Raw genomic sequence first — 16,577 nt, 5'->3', positions numbered from 1 at the left:
GCTTCTTTTAAGGAAACTAAGCCTAAAACAGAAGCCTGACCTTTTTCTACTCCATCTTAAAATGGTGTTGGGTAGCGCCTTGGTGCCGTTCAAAAAGCATTTGCAGCATCCCATCTTTTAGACCTACCTGCGGAACCAACATGCTTTCAATATGTGCCCACTTCATGGCAGAAAGATAGATCTCAGCAGCGGGCACTATCACGTCGGCACGGTCGGCGTTCAGGAGCAGTACCTTCACCCGCTCTTCCATGGTAAGGCTGGAAATATGTTCCACCACTTCCTCTATCTGTTTTCTAAATATTGGCTTACCTGCTGTTTTACGGGCAAGGTCATATATCTTATTTATGTTACCTCCGGTGCCAATGGCGCGGGTAACGTGGTGTAAACGTGCATTTTCCGTTACCCAGGTTTGCATGCCTTGCCAGATTTCCAGAGATTCATCGCCTTGCATATGCCTGATAGAACCCTGTTCAAAGGAACGCGAGGCTACTTTAAGACGGTTTACATATATGTTAAATTCAGTGCTACCGCCACCAACGTCTATGTGCAGGTAATTTCGGTCATCCAGCTGCTGCCTTATCACCATGTTGATAAGATCAGCTTCGGTAGTTCCGTCGATCACCTGAATTTGCAAGCCCAGTTTTTTATGTACCTCGGCCAGTATCTCTGGGGCGTTGTGGGCGGAGCGCATGGCAGAGGTGGCACAAATCATATAATCATTGACTTCGTGCACCTGCATAAGTAACTGTAAGGCGTGCAGGAACTTAATGAATTTCTCAGCCTTAGGTCTGGAGATAATACCGGAAGCAAATACGTCTTCGCCCAGGCGCATGGGGTACCGTATGTACTCTACTCTTTTGAAGAGGGTATGGTCAGCGAACCTGAACACATTGGAAATCTGGCAGCGCACAGCGTTAGACCCAATATCAACGGCGGCAAGCTTCAGCAGGGGTTTAGTGGAATCTGATAATATCATGTAAAACAAATATAGTCCTTAATTCAAAAAGGGGTAAAGAAAGCCTTCTGTTTTTAATTCAGTTTTGAGAAAAGAGCCCCAAAACAGAAAATTAGATAATGATGGCTGCTGGTTTACCTGTTGCTGTTGTACGTATGTTGCCTGTTGGGTAAGGTTAAAAAAAGAGCTGGTGGAATGGTCTTTTTGAAAATAAGTACTACCTTAGCAAAAGAACGGTCTCCAGACGGAAGGCCGTTCTTCTTTTTTACTCATTATACTAACCCATTAAAATATGGCCTCAGTATCTTATTACACCCCAGAAGGATTACAGAAACTCAAAGATGAGTTGCATGAGCTGAAGACAAAAGGACGTGCAGAGGTGGCTCGGCAATTAGCCGAGGCCCGTGATAAAGGAGACTTAAGCGAGAACGCTGAGTATGACGCCGCCAAAGACGCTCAAGGACACTTAGAATTGAAAATTTCTAAACTGGAGGAGGCGGTAGGTAACGCACGCTTGATTGATGAGTCAAACCTTGACCTTTCAAAGGCTCTGATTCTCTCTAAAGTAAAGCTGAAGAACCTGAACAATAACATGGAGATGGTGTACACGCTGGTAGCCGAGGAAGAAGCCAATCTGGCTGCCGGCAAGATATCAGTGAAGTCGCCAATCGGTAAAGGATTATTGGGTAAATCAGTGGGAGATATCGCTGAGATCACCGTACCGGCCGGAAAACTACGCTTCGAAATTCTGGATATTTCACGGTAAGCGTATGGAAACTATCTTCTCAAAGATTGTAAAAGGCGAAATACCTGCCTATAAGGTTTTAGAGGATGACCGTTTCCTCGCTTTTTTAGATGTGATCCCTCTGGTAAAGGGCCACACATTAGTGATACCTAAAGAACCAGTAGATTATATATTTGACTTAGAACCGGATACGCTGGCGGATTTGCATAAGTTCTCTCAGAAAGTAGCCAAAGCTATAGAAAAAGCAGTACCCTGTGCGAGAGTTGGTGTGGCGGTTGTGGGGCTTGAAGTACCACACGCTCATATACATTTGGTGCCTATCAATTCAATCTCTGATATGAACTTTAGCAACCCCAAGCAAAAGTTAGAGTCAGCTGAAATGGAGCAGATAGCGGAGCAGATCAGAAGAGAGCTTTAGATCGTTGTTCGTTATTCGTTGCTCGTTATTCGAGTTCAAAAAAATGAGGTGTTTTTGGTCTGTTTCCTGAAAAACAGGCCGAAAACACCTCTCTTAATTTATACCACCCAATTGAATCGATCAACAAATAACGAGCAACGAAAACTATCTCACCCTATCAGGATTTTCAGTAAGAAAGGCTTTCCAAGATTTACCGCCGGCTTTCTGGTTTCCTCCTTGGGCGTAGTGGTGGCATAGGGCAACTGCCAGAGCGTCGGTAGCATCTAAAAACTTAGGGGCTTCTTTTATTTTAAGGATTTGCAACAACATGGCGGCCACCTGTTCCTTAGAAGCGTTTCCGTTTCCCGTTACTGACTGCTTAATTTTTTTAGGAGCATATTCCACGTACGGAATGTCTCTTGACAAAGCAGCGGCTATGGCTACACCCTGTGCTCGACCCAACTTTAACATTGACTGTACGTTAGTGCCATAGAACGGGGCCTCAATGGCCATCTCGTCCGGAAGGTATTCAGTAATTAAACGTAAGGTACTGTCAAAAATTTTCTTCAGTTTTACGGCGTGGTTCGCGTAACTCTTCAGTTGCAGAACCCCATACTGGAGCACGGTGATTTTGGAGCCATTCACCTCAATAAGGCCGTAGCCCATTACGTTGGTGCCTGGGTCAACTCCAAGAATTAACTTATTGTTAGGAAGAACAGCGGTGGAATGAATCATAAAGTACAAAAATACGAACAATCTGGCAATGTGCGGCTACCTCTGCGCCTTTTGGTGTGGGTGGGGAAGCTGGCGGTGCTGGGTTTAACGTTGTACTACCTCCGCGAAGCAGTTTTAGACGCCAGCACCCATTCCGCATTTTCTAGCCAGACTCTTCTAAAGGTATGGGCCCAGGAAAAAGTTGCAGTGATAATGGCTTTATTGCTGCTCCCGCTTAATTGGGGGGTTGAAGCTTTTAAGTGGCAATACCTTTCCGGGAAAATAGAGAAACTCTCGTTTTGGAGCGCTTACAAAGCGGTATTGGTTGGTTTGTCATTGGGCTTTATAACCCCAAACCGTGTAGGTGATTATGCCGGCAGAATTCTGACTTTGCATAAAAAAAACAGAGCCGACGCTATTGGAGCCATTTTATTGGGTAGGCTCTGCCAACTGTACGCTACCTTACTGGTAGGCTCCGGTGCGCTGGCCTTTTTCTTTTACAGTTATTACATGCCGCTAGCCACGCCAGTGGGTTTCTCAGTAGCCGTTGGCCTGCTGATGCTAAACGGCTGGGCCCTTGCCTTGTTGTTCAGTTTTCAGTGGGCCGTTGCTTTGCTGGAGAAAGTGCCGTACCTGAGGCGATGGGTGCATTATTTTGCGGTGGTGGGGCAGTTCAGTGCTGCTGAATTAATGTATGTGTTAATGCTGTCGGGGTTGAGGTATGCGGTGTTTATGTTCCAGTTTATTTTGCTGCTTTGGGCTTTTGGCGTAAATCTTTCACTTGACCTTTACGTGTGGGGCGTGGCAGGTACTTTTCTGCTGAAATCGGTGGTGCCGTCAATCAACGCTTTGGCTGATATAGGCATGCGTGAGCTTTCGGCTATGTTCTTTTTCGGGCTGATGGGGCAAGACACACTTCTAGTGTTGGGGGCTAGTTTGTCATTGTGGGCCATTAACATTGCGCTACCCAGTGTACTGGGGCTGGTATTTGTGCTACCGCTAAAACTTTCCAATACCCGTTGATACTGCAGTCTTTGCTTTTTCTGCCGCTGCTGGTTTACGCTTTTTACATTCTGCGGTATTGGCTGGCCTGGAACAACATTCCTTGTATTATCAATTCCTCTGAGGCTGATCAAGCATTTTTTACTGTCATTGTTCCAGTCCGTAACGAAGCATCTACCATTGTTGAATTATTGTCTGATTTAGAAAAGCAGCGTTACCCTAAATCTGGCTTTGAAGTATTGGTCGTTGATGATCATTCAGAAGACAACACCCCTCAACTAGTAGAACAGTACCAGCAAAGGAGTGAGTTGAACATCAGGCTTCTGTTTTTGGCCTCTTTTCCGGAAAAGAGGCAGAAAAAGGCAGCCATAGAAACAGGAGTAGCTGCCGCCCAAGGCGAATGGATTGCCTGTACCGATGGAGACTGCCGAGTAAACCCTGACTGGCTCCTGACTTTAAATCAGGTTCGGCATCAACTGAACCCTAAACTGATCAGCGGACCCGTGATATTGTCACCTGCTAAAAATACGTTTGAACGATTACAAGTGCTGGAGTTCTCGGCATTGATTGGAGTAGGGGCGGCGACTATCCAGCTTGGGCAGGCCACCATGTGCAACGGGGCGAATATAGCGTATGAGAGAGCAGCGTTCTATGCCGTAAACGGTTTTGCAGGCAATGAGCAGATTGCCTCCGGTGATGACGAATTCCTCCTCCACAAAATACACCGGGTGTTTCCTGGTCAAATTGCTTTTGCTAAATCTGAAGAAGCAGTGGTTTCTACAAGACCTACGGCAAGTTTAAGTAAGCTGCTACAACAAAGGGTACGATGGGCAAGTAAATGGTCTCATTATGACTCAAAACTGTCAAGGCTATTGGCAGTGCTGGTGGTAGGGGCTAACGCTATTGTGTTCTGCTCTTTTTTGGGAGCCGTATTTCAGTGGCTTTGTTGGGGTTACTTTCTAGCGGTTTTGTTACTAAAGCTTTTGCCAGATTTAATTCTATTAGGAGCCGTATTAGGCTTTTTTCGGAAAAAGAGGCTACTTTCATATATAGTGCTACTCCAATTCGTCTACTTCCCGTATGTATTGCTGACAGCAGTATTAGGTCTTAAAGGAAGTTACAATTGGAAAGGCCGCAACCATTCTACCCCATGACAGATCAGGAATTCGACATCTTAGATGAGCTTTATTTTGTAACTCCTTACCTGGAGCTAAAAGAGAAACTTGACCTGCCCGACCACGAGCTGCAGGAAGCGCTAAGGGGGCTCATTAGCATGAACTATATAAAATGCTTATACCCCGACCAAGACACAGAAGTGCCTTTTGATCCGGAGCATTTTACCAAAGAAGCTGAAAAATATTATTTTCTGGCCACTAAAGCAGGATTGTTGAACCACAATTCAAAGTAGTGCTTGCTAAGGATACAGTACAGGTGAGAGCTGTGGCTTCGTTAGAGCATTCAACTCTTATAGTATAAAATTATCTTTACTATGCCCGCTATAAGAAGCGCCAGTGGATTTTTTTTGTTAATTTGCCTTTTGTCTGCAGCGGTCAAAAACTAAAGTCTCACAATTAGGAATGGCTTGTAAAAAGACTATCCTAAACATTAACAGCAAATGTCAGAACTGAAATTTCCTACCATTGAGCAAGAACTGAACCTGAAGAAGCTGGAATTAGCTGCTCTGCTGGAAATTACGAAAGCCATTAACAACAACCTGCCAGAGGAGGCACTATATAAAATCTATCACTTCACACTCCTCGCCCAGTTGAACATCAGGCGCCTTTCGCTCTTTCTCATAGATGAGCAATGGGAGTGCAAAGTCTGTTTCGGGACAGAACATAACTTTAGAGAAATTGAGCTGCCGGAGGCAATCACTGAACTCCGGGAGATTACTTCTCTTGCCAAACTGAACATAGACCGCCGTTGGCAAGATTTCGAGACGGTGATTCCCATCATGCACAACAACCGTATTCTGGCCTTCGTCATGATCGGGAATGTGCATGCGTACTATACTACGCTGGGAGCGCTAAGTTTTGTGCAAACCTTGAGCAATATTATTCTGGTGGCCATGGAAAACCGAAGGTTAGAGCGGCACCGGTTAACCCAAGAGGCCATGCGGAAGGAGATAGAAATTGCGCGTGAGGTGCAAAACATGCTGTTTCCTAAGTCTTTGCCCAACAACCAAGATGTATCCATTCACGCCACCTATATTCCGCATTCATCTATCGGGGGTGACTACTACGATTTTATTCAGATAGACAAAGACCAATTCCTGTTTTGCGTGGCAGATGTGTCTGGAAAAGGTGTACCTGCCTCTTTGCTGATGTCTAACTTTCAGGCGGGCCTGCGTACCATTTTGCGTCAAACTACTAACCTGAACACTATTGTCACCGAGCTGAACGACCTGATCTACCGTAATGCGATAGCTGAGAAGTTCATCACCTGCTTTCTGGGAATTTACAACCGGCAGACCAAAGAGCTTAGCTACGTAAACGCTGGACATAACGCTTCCATTCTGCTGTACGAGAACAACACCTACCGTTTGTTGGAGGAAGGCTGCACCATGTTGGGAATATTCGATGAGCTTCCTTTCCTGTCGGTGACAAAAGTAGTGGTACCGCCGCGTTCGTTTGTGCTTTGCTACACCGATGGCCTCACCGAAGTATTCAACAAGGACGAAGACGAATACGGCGTAGAAAATACCATCAACTTCCTGAAATGCTGCCGTTACGTGAGTTCCCGAAACATACATGCGCAACTGCTGCAGGAGATAGACGCCTTTAACAGCGGCAACACCTTCAGCGATGATATCACGCTGCTTTCCTGCCGGTTTAAATAAGCTGCCTCGTCACGTTTTAGGCCTGCTTTTCGTAAAACAGGCTCAAAACAGAAACCACCTTCATTAAATCAGATCCTGTGCCTCGATTCTTCAAAACACCATCTGTACTTACCTGGGCATTTCCGGGGGTGGTTTGGAAAAAGAAGATGCGGGAGAAAACCTTGTTCCTGACCTTTGATGATGGGCCTATTCCGGAGGTGACCCCTTTTGTACTTGACCAACTACAGCAGTACAACGCCAAGGCCACCTTTTTCTGCGTGGGAGACAATGTGCAGCGCCACCCAGCCATAGCGCAACAAGTGCTGGAGCAAGGCCATTTGCTGGCAAACCATACCTTTCATCATGTAAAAGCGTGGCAACATTCGCCGCAGAAATACTTTGCAGAAGTGGAGCAATGCCAGGCCGCTCTGGAAAGTATAGTCGGGTCAGCACCAGATAAAAAATTATTCCGTCCACCACACGGCCAACTGACCTGGGGGCATCTGCGTAAGCTGAAACACAAGTACCAGGTAGTAATGTGGAGCAGTCTCAGCTATGATTTTGACGCTTCGCTGGCTCCAGAAGAAAGCCTGCAAAAAACCATAGCAGTATCGGGCCCAGGTTCCATAGTAGTAATGCACGACAGCTTGAAAGCAGAAAAAACTCTTAAATACGTTTTACCCCGTTTTTTGGAGTATTTCTCTGCGCTGGGCTATTCTTTTAAAACGCTATAGCGCATGCTCTTCTCCGTCGGCTTTTTCTGCTTCTACTTTATTTTGTTCGGAGTGCTGCTGGGGCTTTGGGTTTTCAGGAAAAAGAAGCCGGCTTACTCCCTTTCCAGCTTTCCTAAAGTTAGCATTCTAATTGCTGCCCGTAATGAAGAAGCTAATATCCTAGCCTGCCTGGCAGCCATTGAAAGACTGAATTATCCCAAAGATAGGCTGGAAGTGTTGGTAGGAGATGATCGTTCTTCTGATGCTACTTTCACTTTGGTACAATCATTACTTCCTCAGCGGCCTTATTTAACATGTGTTTCTATTACGGATAATTTGCCAGGCACCAAAGGGAAAGCCAATGTGCTGGCGCAACTGGCGCAAAAAGCCACTTCAGACTTTTTTTTTATCACTGATGCTGATATAGAAGTGCCACCTCAATGGCTAACCAGCCTGATGGGGCAAGTGAAGCAAGGTACAGGCATTGTCACAGGCATCACCACCACCAAAGGCAGTAAGCTGTTTGACCGTATGCAGGCCCTGGATTGGCTTTTCTCACTTGGGCTAATGCAGGTGGTGGCGGACAGAGGAGTACCGGTATCTACCATGGGTAATAATATGCTTATTACCCGTGAAGCTTATGAGGCGGTAGGTGGTTTTGCCGGCATTCCTTTTTCTATAACTGAAGATGTTCAGATATTTAAGGAGGTTATAAAAAAAGGCTTCACCACAGCTAATGTGTATGAAGCAGAGGTGTTGGCTCTGTCTATGCCCGCACCTGATTTTTCTACCTTTTTGCAACAACGCCGTCGCTGGATGAGGGGCTCTGTGTCTTTGCCTTGGTACATGCTGTTGCTTTTTGTCATCCATTCATCTTACTATCCCATTTGGTTGCCTTTCTTCTTGCACACTACTTGGGTAGCTGCTTTGCTGGTGTTCTTGGTAAAGCTGACATTGCAAAGCGTATTTGTGTGGGTATGTGCCAAGAGAGTGAATTGGAAAACGAATGTGCGGGATTTAATTTTCTTTGAATTGTACCTGCTGAGTACCTCCCTTATTTTGATCGTTTACTTTTTTATACCCCTTCGCATCCGCTGGAAGGGCCGTCAATATTAATACGCGCTAATAAAACCTTATCTTTGCCGTTTCAGGCTTGTTTTTCTGAAAACACGCTTAAAACAGAATGGCATTGATTTTTCATGACGTACATAGATACCCACGCCCACATTTTCTCACCAGAGTTTGACCAAGACCGCTCTGATATGTTGGCTCGTGCCCAGGAAGCAGGAGTCACTGAGATCTTCATGCCGAACATAGACCACACTTCTATTGAGGCTATGTTACAATTGGAAGAGCAGAACCCATGGTGCCATTCCCTTATGGGCTTGCACCCCAGCTATGTGAAAGAAAATTACCTGGAGGTACTGCACCAAATGGAAGAGTGGTTAGAGAATCGGAAGTTCAGGGGAATTGGAGAGTCTGGCATTGACTTGTATTGGGATAAAACCTTTTTTAAAGAACAGCAAGAGACGCTGCGGGTGCAGTGTGGTTGGGCAAAGAAGTATAAAATTCCTATTGTGCTTCATACCCGGGACGCATTCAAGGAAACACTGGAAATCATTAAAGAGCAGCAGGACGGTACTCTTCGCGGTATCTTCCATTGCTTTTCTGGAACCTTAGAGGAGGCAGAAGAGGTAATAGAAGCAAATTTCCTTCTTGGAATTGGCGGGGTCAGTACCTTTAAGAATGGAGGTCTTGAGCCAGTGATACAGAATGTCTCACTTGAACATTTGGTGCTGGAAACAGATAGCCCCTACTTAGCCCCAGTGCCTAAACGCGGTAAGCGCAATGAGCCGGCCTACTTGCCCTTGGTTGCCCAACGAATAGCCGATATAAAATCGTTACCTTTAGAAGAGGTAGCGGCAAAAACTTCCGCCAACGCTTTAAGAGTATTCGCTTAACCACGCTATGAAATTTTTTAAGGTAGATATCAATACGGCGGCACCCCGTGACACCGAGGCCTCCATATTGATTATTTATACAGGTGGTACCATCGGGATGGTATCTGATAAGCAAGACGAAAGCCTTGTGCCCTTTGACTTTAGCGAAGTAATTCACCGAGTGCCGGAAATGCGCCAGTTTAAGGTGTTGATGACGGTCTTAAGTCTTGATCCGCCAATTGACTCTTCTAACATAGGGGTAGAGCACTGGATAAAGCTGGCTCAGGTGATTCAGGTAAACTACCATCAATACGATGGATTTGTGATTTTGCACGGTACCGATACGATGGCCTATAGTGCTTCAGCATTAAGCTTTTTATTAGAGAACTTAGGCAAGCCTGTCATATTCACCGGTGCTCAGGTGCCTATTGGCCGTTTGCGAACCGACGCCCGCCGTAATTTAATTACTGCCCTTGAGATTGCTTCTGCCCACCGAATGGGTAAACCGCTGGTTCCGGAAGTTTGCATTTACTTTAACACCGTACTTTTAAGAGGTAACCGTTCCACTAAAGTAGAGAGCCGTCACTTTAACGCCTTCCACTCTGGAAAGTATGCTCCATTGGCCAAGGCGGGTATAGACATAGAATTCAATGAAGGTGTAGTGTTGCCGCCTCCATCTGGCCCTCTGAGAGTGCACCAGGAACTGGAAAGTCAGGTTGCCATCCTTAAAATCTTCCCAGGTATCAGCCCTGTATTAGTACAATCCATCCTTAATGCCCCAGGGTTGAAAGGGTTGGTAATGGAAACATTTGGGGCTGGTAACGCACCTACTTATCCTTGGTTTCTGGACCTGCTGCGTGACGCCATTGACAGGGGTATTACTATTCTAAATGTATCTCAATGTGAAGAAGGGGAGGTAAGACAAGGCGAGTATGAAACAAGTAAGTACCTAAAGGAAATGGGGGTGATTGGTGGGACTGATATCAGTACTGAGGCAGCGGTGACTAAACTCATGTTTATTCTAGCTCAGGGTTTACCGATAGAAGAAACCCGACAGCTTTTGCAGGAAAACCTGAGAGGAGAAATAAGCGGGCATAAATACGGGTAATAGGGGAAAGATACTTGCAAAAGCAAAAGGATCTGGTTTACTTTGCATTCCCAAAATAACCTCCGGAGAGGTGTCAGAGTGGTCGAACGAGCACGCCTGGAAAGTGTGTATACTGGAAACGGTATCGAGGGTTCGAATCCCTCCCTCTCCGCAACTTAATAAAGCCCTGCAAATATTTATTTGCAGGGCTTTATGCTTTTTATGTCTATAGAGACTAAAACTGACATGGGTGGTAGTCTCTATTTGGCGGATAGCTAGTGTAAATTTGAATAATTAACTAAGAAAGTAGATATTATTAACTGTTACTTTCTGCTGTAGCTGACTTTGATTCCTTTCAGAGCTTTGGCTATGTCTTCAAACTCGGTCCAAGCTCCTTCACAGTCTTTGTTGCCGAATTCTACAGGGCTAGCAGGGGTAGTGTCATTTTCTTTCGCAAAAGAACCGGATATATTGATTTGGGTCCAGTCCATTTTTTTGATGGATACCAAAATTGCTGTGGCACCAAAGTTATTTTGCTTCGGCTCTGTAGATAGCGTGCCTGCCTCTTCATTTAGCTCTTTTATTGTGTAACCTTGTTTTTCAAGAAGACTTTTGATGTGCGATAGAGCTATAGAAGCTGGCACATTAGAAGTAACTGTAATGATGTTGTCTTTATTGATGGGGGAGTTGCCTGCTGCCAAGGTAAATAAGGGCAGTAGTAATAGAAAAGTAAAAAGTTTTTTCATTGTAATTGAATGGTGGGTACAGGATTTTCAGGTGGAGTCAGAGGAAAAGCACTCAATCTATTGACTGAACATTGAGTGAACGGGGGAGGGGCATATCTACTTTGTTATTGTCTTATTTGAAGCTAATTTAAGATTTATTTTAGATATAACATTAACTGGGAACAAAAAAAGCCTGCCGGTGACAAGCCGGCAGGCAACAGACAAACAACAAAAAAACTAAAATATTTAATTAGACCGTGTTAGGAAGCACGGAAGATTTTAAATTCTAATATTTTATACTTGAATAAGCAGTTTAAAAATTCCACTTATCACTGCGAATAAGGGAATATCTACGTAAATACCTTTAGGTATAAATCCCGATTAAAACACAATAGGTGAATTTGTATAGCTGAATAATAGCTTCACTACTGGAAGTTGAATTTTGAAGACAACTTATCCTCCTTGTAAGCTTGATCTTTTCACTTTCTCCATCCTGTTGTAAACAAAATGTAGGTCAGAACTCACAATACACTCCAGTAGGTTTATTTCTTAACAACTACAATGGAACAAATTTACAATAACAGCAGAGGGTGAGCCAGGAAACATCGATATTAAACGTAACTAAAACTTTTAAAATATATAATTTAAATATTATTATATAAACTTTGCAATATAGCTCACTTTTAAAGGATGAGGTTTGCCTTTATTATAATAATACGTGATTAAGTAAGCTTATGTAACATTTATATCCTTTTGTTGGAGGTAATTTTATTTCCGATGGCTTGCATACTTAATATACTGAACACAAGAAACACGGCTGGAAAAAGAAATAACCACCAAGCATCAAAAGAAAATCTGGAGGTTGCCAATAATTTACCCCATGAGGGTGTCTCGGCAGGAAGTCCCACTCCTAAAAAAGCCAATGTTGAACCAATTCCTAAAAGGCCTGAGGCGCTAAAGCAAAAGTTAATGAGTACTGGCCCTTTAATTGAGGGGAAGATATAGGACCATATAACTTTTTTTGTCGGAACCCCTAGAACATGAGCAGAGTCAACATATAGAAAGCCTTTCGTTGTCAAGACTTTTGATCTAGTAATTCTACAAGGTAAAACCCAGTACGAAAGAGAAATCCAAACCATCATGATAGCAATGGAATTTGGTGCCAGTGTACTAAGTAACAACAAGAGCAAGAGCTTAGGCAATGTAGACCATAATTCTATTGATTTTTTAACAAAAAAATCAATTGGAACAGAGACGGTTCTTTTTCTGAACCGACCAAAGAACCGTTTCAAAGTCCAAGTTAGTGTAAAATAAAATGCAACTAAGATGCTCAATACAGTGATTGATACTAAAGATGGCAGTTGAGAATTTGGTATTACTACCCATTTGATATAAGGAGCAAAAAGTACAGCAAGGGCTAATACTATCACCAATGAAAGAAATGAATAAACTTTTACTTTAAGCCCATTGTCTCCCCAGTAAGCTGCCATAGCCCCTAAAATACACCCAATTGAAGTGGCAAAGAATAGCGGAGGAAAGGTGAGAAACCACGCGGTATGACAAGAATGCAACAAATAATAGAACAGGTCTCTGCCTAGATGATCAGTACCCAAAAAATGATTTTGTGCCTGAAAGGGTGGCATGTAGGCATCCGATGGGTTTAGCACTAAGTGCAAGTCAGCCTGTGGCAACAGTGGATAAAATAATGCTACACTTGTGAAAAGTAGTAGCCATGCCACGGCAAGGGAATCTATAATACCTAAACGCCTTCTCCTTTTAGCAGATTTTTTATAGCTCATCACTTTCATGAAAGCCTGATTCTAGGGTCTACAAAAGCGAGAAGAAGATCAGTGATCCATACTACCACAATTCTGAACAACAATAAAAATAAAGTGGAAGCAATAAGTACCGGATAATCTGAAGATAAAATAGAACGAGTCAGAAGAGAGCCTACTCCAGGCAACGAAAATGTGACTTCTACTACCAGCACTCCAGCTATCAACCCTATTACCGCTTCACTAAGAATAGTTAAAGATGGGCCAAAAGAATTAGGGAGTGCGTGCTTCCTAAGGCTATTGTTAATGCTTAGCCCCTTAGCTCTTGCAGTGCGCATATACATGCTATCAGCTTCATGGTTAAGACCTTGATAAAACTGCAAACATAGATAAGGCAGCAGCAGGAGAACAACACTAATAGTAGATAGCAGAAAGGAGCTTTGGAATAATATAGAAAAGGTACCTTCTGATGGAATATCGTTACCTGAAAGGGTGCCCCCAAAAAGTAAGTAAAGAAACAACAGACCCAACACCAGCAGGAAAACGGGAATACTGTCTAAGAGGTACAAGGTTTGCCTGACAGCAATGCAGAAGGGCTTATTTTGTGACTCCGCCAGCCAAAGGCCTAATGAGTAAGCTATGGCAGAGGCTATAAGTAAAGCAATAGCACCTAAAATGGCTGAATTCTTCAATGCTTCACTTAGCTTATCTAAAACAGGTTCATAATCAGAGTTAGAAACTCCTAGATTGCCAGAAAGAATGTTTTGAAGCCAAAGGTGATACTGAGAGTTGGTGCCGTGCCATTCTAGGCTAGGTAAAAAGAAATACCAGGGTGAAGAAGACAAAGTCAGGTGTTGCCACTCCTTTGTAAGCTGTAAACGTTGTTTTCGATCTATTTTTTTTAAAACGGCTTCAAACTGCGCGACATTTAACTGTCTTTCAGTTGGAGAGTTACTGTTAGACCATTTGATTAGGCTCTTTAAAGCCGTTGATTGGTCAGCTAGATCAGCATTAGAATATGCTTGTTGCCATTGCCTATAAAAACTTGAAGTTGTTTCAAGTCCATGCCATAAAACCGATTTGCGGACCCAGGCTTCGTCAACTGATGCTGAGCTAATTTGTCCGGCATTTTTTTCTCCTTTTAACGAAAAGCTCAGGTAAAACTTTGGCAGATGGAGACCATGTTTTTGCAGGTACGCCTCTTTTATTCTTAAAACTGCTTCTGGAGAAGTATGACTTAAAATGTTGACATCAGGGTCATTCATTCCTTTTGGTGAGGACAAGCCTGGTAAAAATCTGCTTAAAAGAAAAACTATGGAGGCCATTGCCCAAAGGGTAAATACAAGCTGGACCAGCTTAAAGCAAAGTTTTCGCCAAAGCATTTCTTACTCAGTTATTTCAAAAGTTGAAATGTCATAATTTGGTTTCAGGCTTGAAACTACAGGAGATTTCACGCGTTTGGCTATGGCCATTTTATTTTGAAGGAAATACAGGAAAACCAGATTGCTTTCTTTCTGCATTTGAGCCTGAAGGTCCTTTAGCAAAATTGCTTTTTGCTCCTCTTTTTCTACCGTTGCAATTTGCTCCAATATTTTATCGGTCTCAGGTGTACCGAAGTTAGTTACATTTCCTCCAGTTCCCTGTGCACTGGAGCTATGCAGTATGGATAGTAGGTTATATGAAAAAGGATTACCGGTTAATGTTCTGAAATAAAGATGGTAATTACGGTTTTGCAGTTTTTCGCTGATCTGGCTACTTTCTAAACTAGTTACTTCAATGGGTATACCCAGAAGCATGGCATTTTGCTGAAGAAGTAAGCTCATGTTTTCAAATTCTGAATTGCCGGCTCTATGCATTAAGTTCAGCACGAGCTTCTGCTGTTGGCCATTCTGGTTTCTGGTCCAGCCGCTGTTATCTGCTTTTTTCCAGCCCGCTTGCCTCAGCAAATTCTTGGCAGCTGTAGTATCAAAAGTTACAGGTTGTAAGCCTTTATTATAATAATCTTTTTCAAGAGGATGCACCAGACCCACTGTAGGAGTGGCGAACCCGCCCTGCAATGTTGCAATTACTTGAGGAATATTAATTAGATGAGTGATGGCTTGCCGCGTAAGTCTATCTTGCAGCAGTGGGCTGGCCCCGTTCATTCCTAAAAAAACAATGTCATAAGTGGCTGGAGAGAAAAAGTTGAACTTCTCCTGAAACTTTGGGTCTTGCCGCATTTCCTTAAATGAAACTAATGGTATATTATCCATTAGGTCTAGTTGCTGTGCTTTTAAAGCTAAAACAGCGGCGGCATTGTCAGGTATAATTTGGTAGGAAATACGTTCAGGTGCAAAACGTAACTGCTCAGGAGTAGGGGAGATGTTAGATCCCCACCAGCCCTTTTTTTTCTCTAAAACCACATGCTGACCGGTCTTCCAAGACGCAAGTCTATAAGGTCCGCTTCCTTTCACGCCAGCGGTATCACGCGCAAAAAAGCTTTGGTTAACGTTTTGGGCTAAATTTTTAAAAGAGGGGCTTTGTGAAAGAGAATCATACTTGCCCCTGATGGTTTTGTAAGAAATATCGCTAATTAATGAATTTGGATCAAACTGATGAGCTGGCAGTACAAAAAAGTCGCCGGTCAACAGTTTCATCTCAGGTGTGTAACCAGAGCAGACCAATGTAAAGTTTAGAAGTGAGTCTTTGGAGTAAACAATGTCCTGTATGAAGTCATACTGTGCCCGCCATCTCTCGTTTTCTAATAATGGACTGTGTAAAATCTTCAAAGAAAAAGCAACATCATGGGCGGTAATGGGGGTACCATTGTCCCAACGAGCCTGTGGCCTGATGGCATAAGTAAAGTAGGAGAGGGAATCTGTGATTCTAACAGATGGTAACTCAGCCGCAAGCAAGGGCTGTATGGCACGATCTTCCAGATTTACAGTGAGCAGGCTTTGGTAAACCAGATTTAAGATTTGAAGAGCCGGAGCGTTGCCGTAGGTAAGCGGGTGTAAAGATTCAGGATCTTGAGCCAGTCTTATTCTAACGGTTGAATCAGGGGAAAGCCTATTACAAGAAACCTGAAAAAGCAAAAGCAATCCAAGGCTCAACAAAGAAAGTTTTTTCATAGAATTAAGCGGGTACAAGCAATTGCACTGCCCAATATTACAAAACTTGCTTGTATAAGCCTTGGATTGCAAAGATAAAAGTAGTGAAGCCAAGGTGGGGGCTCCTTAGCGTACCACTGTATTTCTTGAAACCAGTAGTAGAATGTGCTACCTTATACTTTAGACTCTAGTCTCTGGTATCCCAGTTGCCTGTTCCACCATAACCAGCGTCTCCTGATCCAGTTCCTGTACCGTCTCCTGTTGTTCCGTCGCCAGTGGCTGTTCCTCCAGTGGTGGTGTCAGTAGAAGTTGTTGTAGAGCTAAGGGTGGCATTGCTCGTGTTAGTATTAGTAGAGTTGCTGTTAACTATACCTAACTGCAATAATAGGGCTATGATGATTTCTACCATGACTTTGTTTTTTTATTGTTTATACAAAAATGAATTAAATTTAAAAGCGTGGAAAGGAAATATAATAGCCATTCATCACTATGATTATAGTAATGAATTCTATAAATATTTAAATACTATAAAGCTATTCATGATGTCTTATGTATTAATACTTAACAAAAAAAGGTTGCGTGCCAGCTAATTAGTAACAGAAAGTTTGATAATATAA

17 protein-coding genes and 1 tRNA gene are annotated in these 16,577 nt (G+C 43.4%); 11 read left to right on the top strand and 7 right to left on the bottom strand.

Annotation, left to right across the window (positions count from 1 at the left end):
- Positions 1–46 precede the first annotated feature (46 nt).
- On the bottom strand, positions 47–976 hold the full coding sequence (locus tag A8O23_RS02065) for a Ppx/GppA phosphatase family protein (protein ID WP_239693310.1): 930 nt from the start codon (positions 974–976) through the stop codon (positions 47–49).
- A 271-nt stretch (positions 977–1,247) separates the two neighbouring features.
- On the opposite strand from A8O23_RS02065, the gene greA reads away from it, so the two are divergent.
- Both greA and A8O23_RS02055 read left to right on the top strand, forming a co-directional pair.
- Entirely contained in the window at positions 1,248–1,721 is a 474-nt protein-coding gene (greA, locus tag A8O23_RS02060; RefSeq protein ID WP_066615971.1) for a transcription elongation factor GreA, read from the top strand.
- Between the two features lie 4 nt (positions 1,722–1,725).
- Complete coding sequence (locus A8O23_RS02055; RefSeq protein WP_066615967.1) at positions 1,726–2,118, top strand: HIT family protein; 393 nt, start codon at positions 1,726–1,728, stop codon at positions 2,116–2,118.
- A 144-nt stretch (positions 2,119–2,262) separates the two neighbouring features.
- Here A8O23_RS02055 and ruvC read toward each other — a convergent pair whose 3' ends face one another.
- Entirely contained in the window at positions 2,263–2,832 is a 570-nt protein-coding gene (gene ruvC / locus A8O23_RS02050; RefSeq protein ID WP_066616897.1) for a crossover junction endodeoxyribonuclease RuvC, read from the bottom strand.
- On the opposite strand from ruvC, the gene A8O23_RS02045 reads away from it, so the two are divergent.
- From A8O23_RS02045 to A8O23_RS02005, 9 genes are all read left to right on the top strand, one after another.
- Positions 2,824–3,834 (top strand): lysylphosphatidylglycerol synthase domain-containing protein, encoded by a 1,011-nt coding sequence (locus tag A8O23_RS02045; protein WP_066615966.1) that lies wholly within the window; start codon positions 2,824–2,826, stop codon positions 3,832–3,834. The two genes, ruvC and A8O23_RS02045, sit on opposite strands and share 9 nt — an antisense overlap.
- A complete protein-coding gene (locus A8O23_RS02040) occupies positions 3,831–4,967 on the top strand; it encodes a glycosyltransferase (RefSeq protein WP_161486681.1) in 1,137 nt (378 codons plus the stop codon). The genes A8O23_RS02045 and A8O23_RS02040 overlap by 4 nt, the downstream gene beginning before the upstream one ends.
- A complete protein-coding gene (locus tag A8O23_RS02035; protein WP_066615965.1) occupies positions 4,964–5,221 on the top strand; it encodes a hypothetical protein in 258 nt (85 codons plus the stop codon). The genes A8O23_RS02040 and A8O23_RS02035 overlap by 4 nt, the downstream gene beginning before the upstream one ends.
- A 207-nt stretch (positions 5,222–5,428) precedes the next feature.
- Positions 5,429–6,652 carry a PP2C family protein-serine/threonine phosphatase gene (locus A8O23_RS02030; protein WP_066615963.1) on the top strand — a complete coding sequence of 408 codons (1,224 nt, stop codon included), beginning with the start codon at positions 5,429–5,431 and terminating at the stop codon, positions 6,650–6,652.
- Between the two features lie 77 nt (positions 6,653–6,729).
- Positions 6,730–7,365: a polysaccharide deacetylase family protein gene (locus A8O23_RS02025; protein ID WP_153042045.1), complete on the top strand. Its 636-nt coding sequence runs from the start codon at positions 6,730–6,732 to the stop codon at positions 7,363–7,365.
- A 3-nt stretch (positions 7,366–7,368) separates the two neighbouring features.
- Positions 7,369–8,460 (top strand): glycosyltransferase, encoded by a 1,092-nt coding sequence (locus A8O23_RS02020; RefSeq protein WP_066615961.1) that lies wholly within the window; start codon positions 7,369–7,371, stop codon positions 8,458–8,460.
- An 83-nt stretch (positions 8,461–8,543) separates the two neighbouring features.
- Entirely contained in the window at positions 8,544–9,305 is a 762-nt protein-coding gene (locus A8O23_RS02015; protein WP_066615960.1) for a TatD family hydrolase, read from the top strand.
- A 7-nt stretch (positions 9,306–9,312) separates the two neighbouring features.
- Positions 9,313–10,392, top strand: coding sequence for an asparaginase (locus A8O23_RS02010; RefSeq protein ID WP_066615959.1), 1,080 nt, complete (start codon positions 9,313–9,315; stop codon positions 10,390–10,392).
- Positions 10,393–10,456: 64 nt separating this feature from the next.
- Positions 10,457–10,543, top strand: a tRNA-Ser gene (locus A8O23_RS02005).
- A gap of 151 nt (positions 10,544–10,694) precedes the next feature.
- On the opposite strand, the gene A8O23_RS02000 is transcribed toward A8O23_RS02005, so the two are convergent.
- The 5 genes from A8O23_RS02000 to A8O23_RS01980 form a co-directional block, all read right to left on the bottom strand.
- On the bottom strand, positions 10,695–11,117 hold the full coding sequence (locus tag A8O23_RS02000) for a hypothetical protein (RefSeq protein ID WP_066615958.1): 423 nt from the start codon (positions 11,115–11,117) through the stop codon (positions 10,695–10,697).
- A 722-nt stretch (positions 11,118–11,839) separates the two neighbouring features.
- Positions 11,840–12,904, bottom strand: coding sequence for an ABC transporter permease (locus A8O23_RS01995; RefSeq protein WP_066615956.1), 1,065 nt, complete (start codon positions 12,902–12,904; stop codon positions 11,840–11,842).
- On the bottom strand, positions 12,901–14,253 hold the full coding sequence (locus tag A8O23_RS01990; RefSeq protein ID WP_082882856.1) for an ABC transporter permease: 1,353 nt from the start codon (positions 14,251–14,253) through the stop codon (positions 12,901–12,903). The genes A8O23_RS01995 and A8O23_RS01990 overlap by 4 nt, the downstream gene beginning before the upstream one ends.
- 3 nt (positions 14,254–14,256) lie before the next feature.
- On the bottom strand, positions 14,257–15,981 hold the full coding sequence (locus A8O23_RS01985; RefSeq protein ID WP_153042044.1) for an ABC transporter substrate-binding protein: 1,725 nt from the start codon (positions 15,979–15,981) through the stop codon (positions 14,257–14,259).
- 166 nt (positions 15,982–16,147) lie between these two features.
- Positions 16,148–16,369, bottom strand: a complete 222-nt coding sequence (locus A8O23_RS01980; RefSeq protein WP_066615949.1) for a hypothetical protein — start codon at positions 16,367–16,369, stop codon at positions 16,148–16,150.
- Positions 16,370–16,577: the final 208 nt, after the last annotated feature.

Source organism: Rufibacter roseus, from assembly GCF_001647285.1.
GTDB lineage: Bacteria > Bacteroidota > Bacteroidia > Cytophagales > Hymenobacteraceae > Nibribacter > Nibribacter roseus.
The sequence above is the reverse complement of the archived record's forward strand: the minus strand, read 5'-3'. Positions and strand labels throughout refer to the sequence as shown.

Coding starts and splice junctions, on each gene's coding strand:
- A8O23_RS02065 (WP_239693310.1), bottom strand. CDS start 976: ATGATATTATCAGATTCCACTAAACCCCTGCTGAAGCTTGCCGCCGTT.
- greA (WP_066615971.1), top strand. CDS start 1,248: ATGGCCTCAGTATCTTATTACACCCCAGAAGGATTACAGAAACTCAAA.
- A8O23_RS02055 (WP_066615967.1), top strand. CDS start 1,726: ATGGAAACTATCTTCTCAAAGATTGTAAAAGGCGAAATACCTGCCTAT.
- A8O23_RS02045 (WP_066615966.1), top strand. CDS start 2,824: ATGAATCATAAAGTACAAAAATACGAACAATCTGGCAATGTGCGGCTA.
- ruvC (WP_066616897.1), bottom strand. CDS start 2,832: ATGATTCATTCCACCGCTGTTCTTCCTAACAATAAGTTAATTCTTGGA.
- A8O23_RS02035 (WP_066615965.1), top strand. CDS start 4,964: ATGACAGATCAGGAATTCGACATCTTAGATGAGCTTTATTTTGTAACT.
- A8O23_RS02030 (WP_066615963.1), top strand. CDS start 5,429: ATGTCAGAACTGAAATTTCCTACCATTGAGCAAGAACTGAACCTGAAG.
- A8O23_RS02020 (WP_066615961.1), top strand. CDS start 7,369: ATGCTCTTCTCCGTCGGCTTTTTCTGCTTCTACTTTATTTTGTTCGGA.
- A8O23_RS02015 (WP_066615960.1), top strand. CDS start 8,544: ATGACGTACATAGATACCCACGCCCACATTTTCTCACCAGAGTTTGAC.
- A8O23_RS02010 (WP_066615959.1), top strand. CDS start 9,313: ATGAAATTTTTTAAGGTAGATATCAATACGGCGGCACCCCGTGACACC.
- A8O23_RS02000 (WP_066615958.1), bottom strand. CDS start 11,117: ATGAAAAAACTTTTTACTTTTCTATTACTACTGCCCTTATTTACCTTG.
- A8O23_RS01995 (WP_066615956.1), bottom strand. CDS start 12,904: ATGAAAGTGATGAGCTATAAAAAATCTGCTAAAAGGAGAAGGCGTTTA.
- A8O23_RS01990 (WP_082882856.1), bottom strand. CDS start 14,253: ATGCTTTGGCGAAAACTTTGCTTTAAGCTGGTCCAGCTTGTATTTACC.
- A8O23_RS01985 (WP_153042044.1), bottom strand. CDS start 15,981: ATGAAAAAACTTTCTTTGTTGAGCCTTGGATTGCTTTTGCTTTTTCAG.
- A8O23_RS01980 (WP_066615949.1), bottom strand. CDS start 16,369: ATGGTAGAAATCATCATAGCCCTATTATTGCAGTTAGGTATAGTTAAC.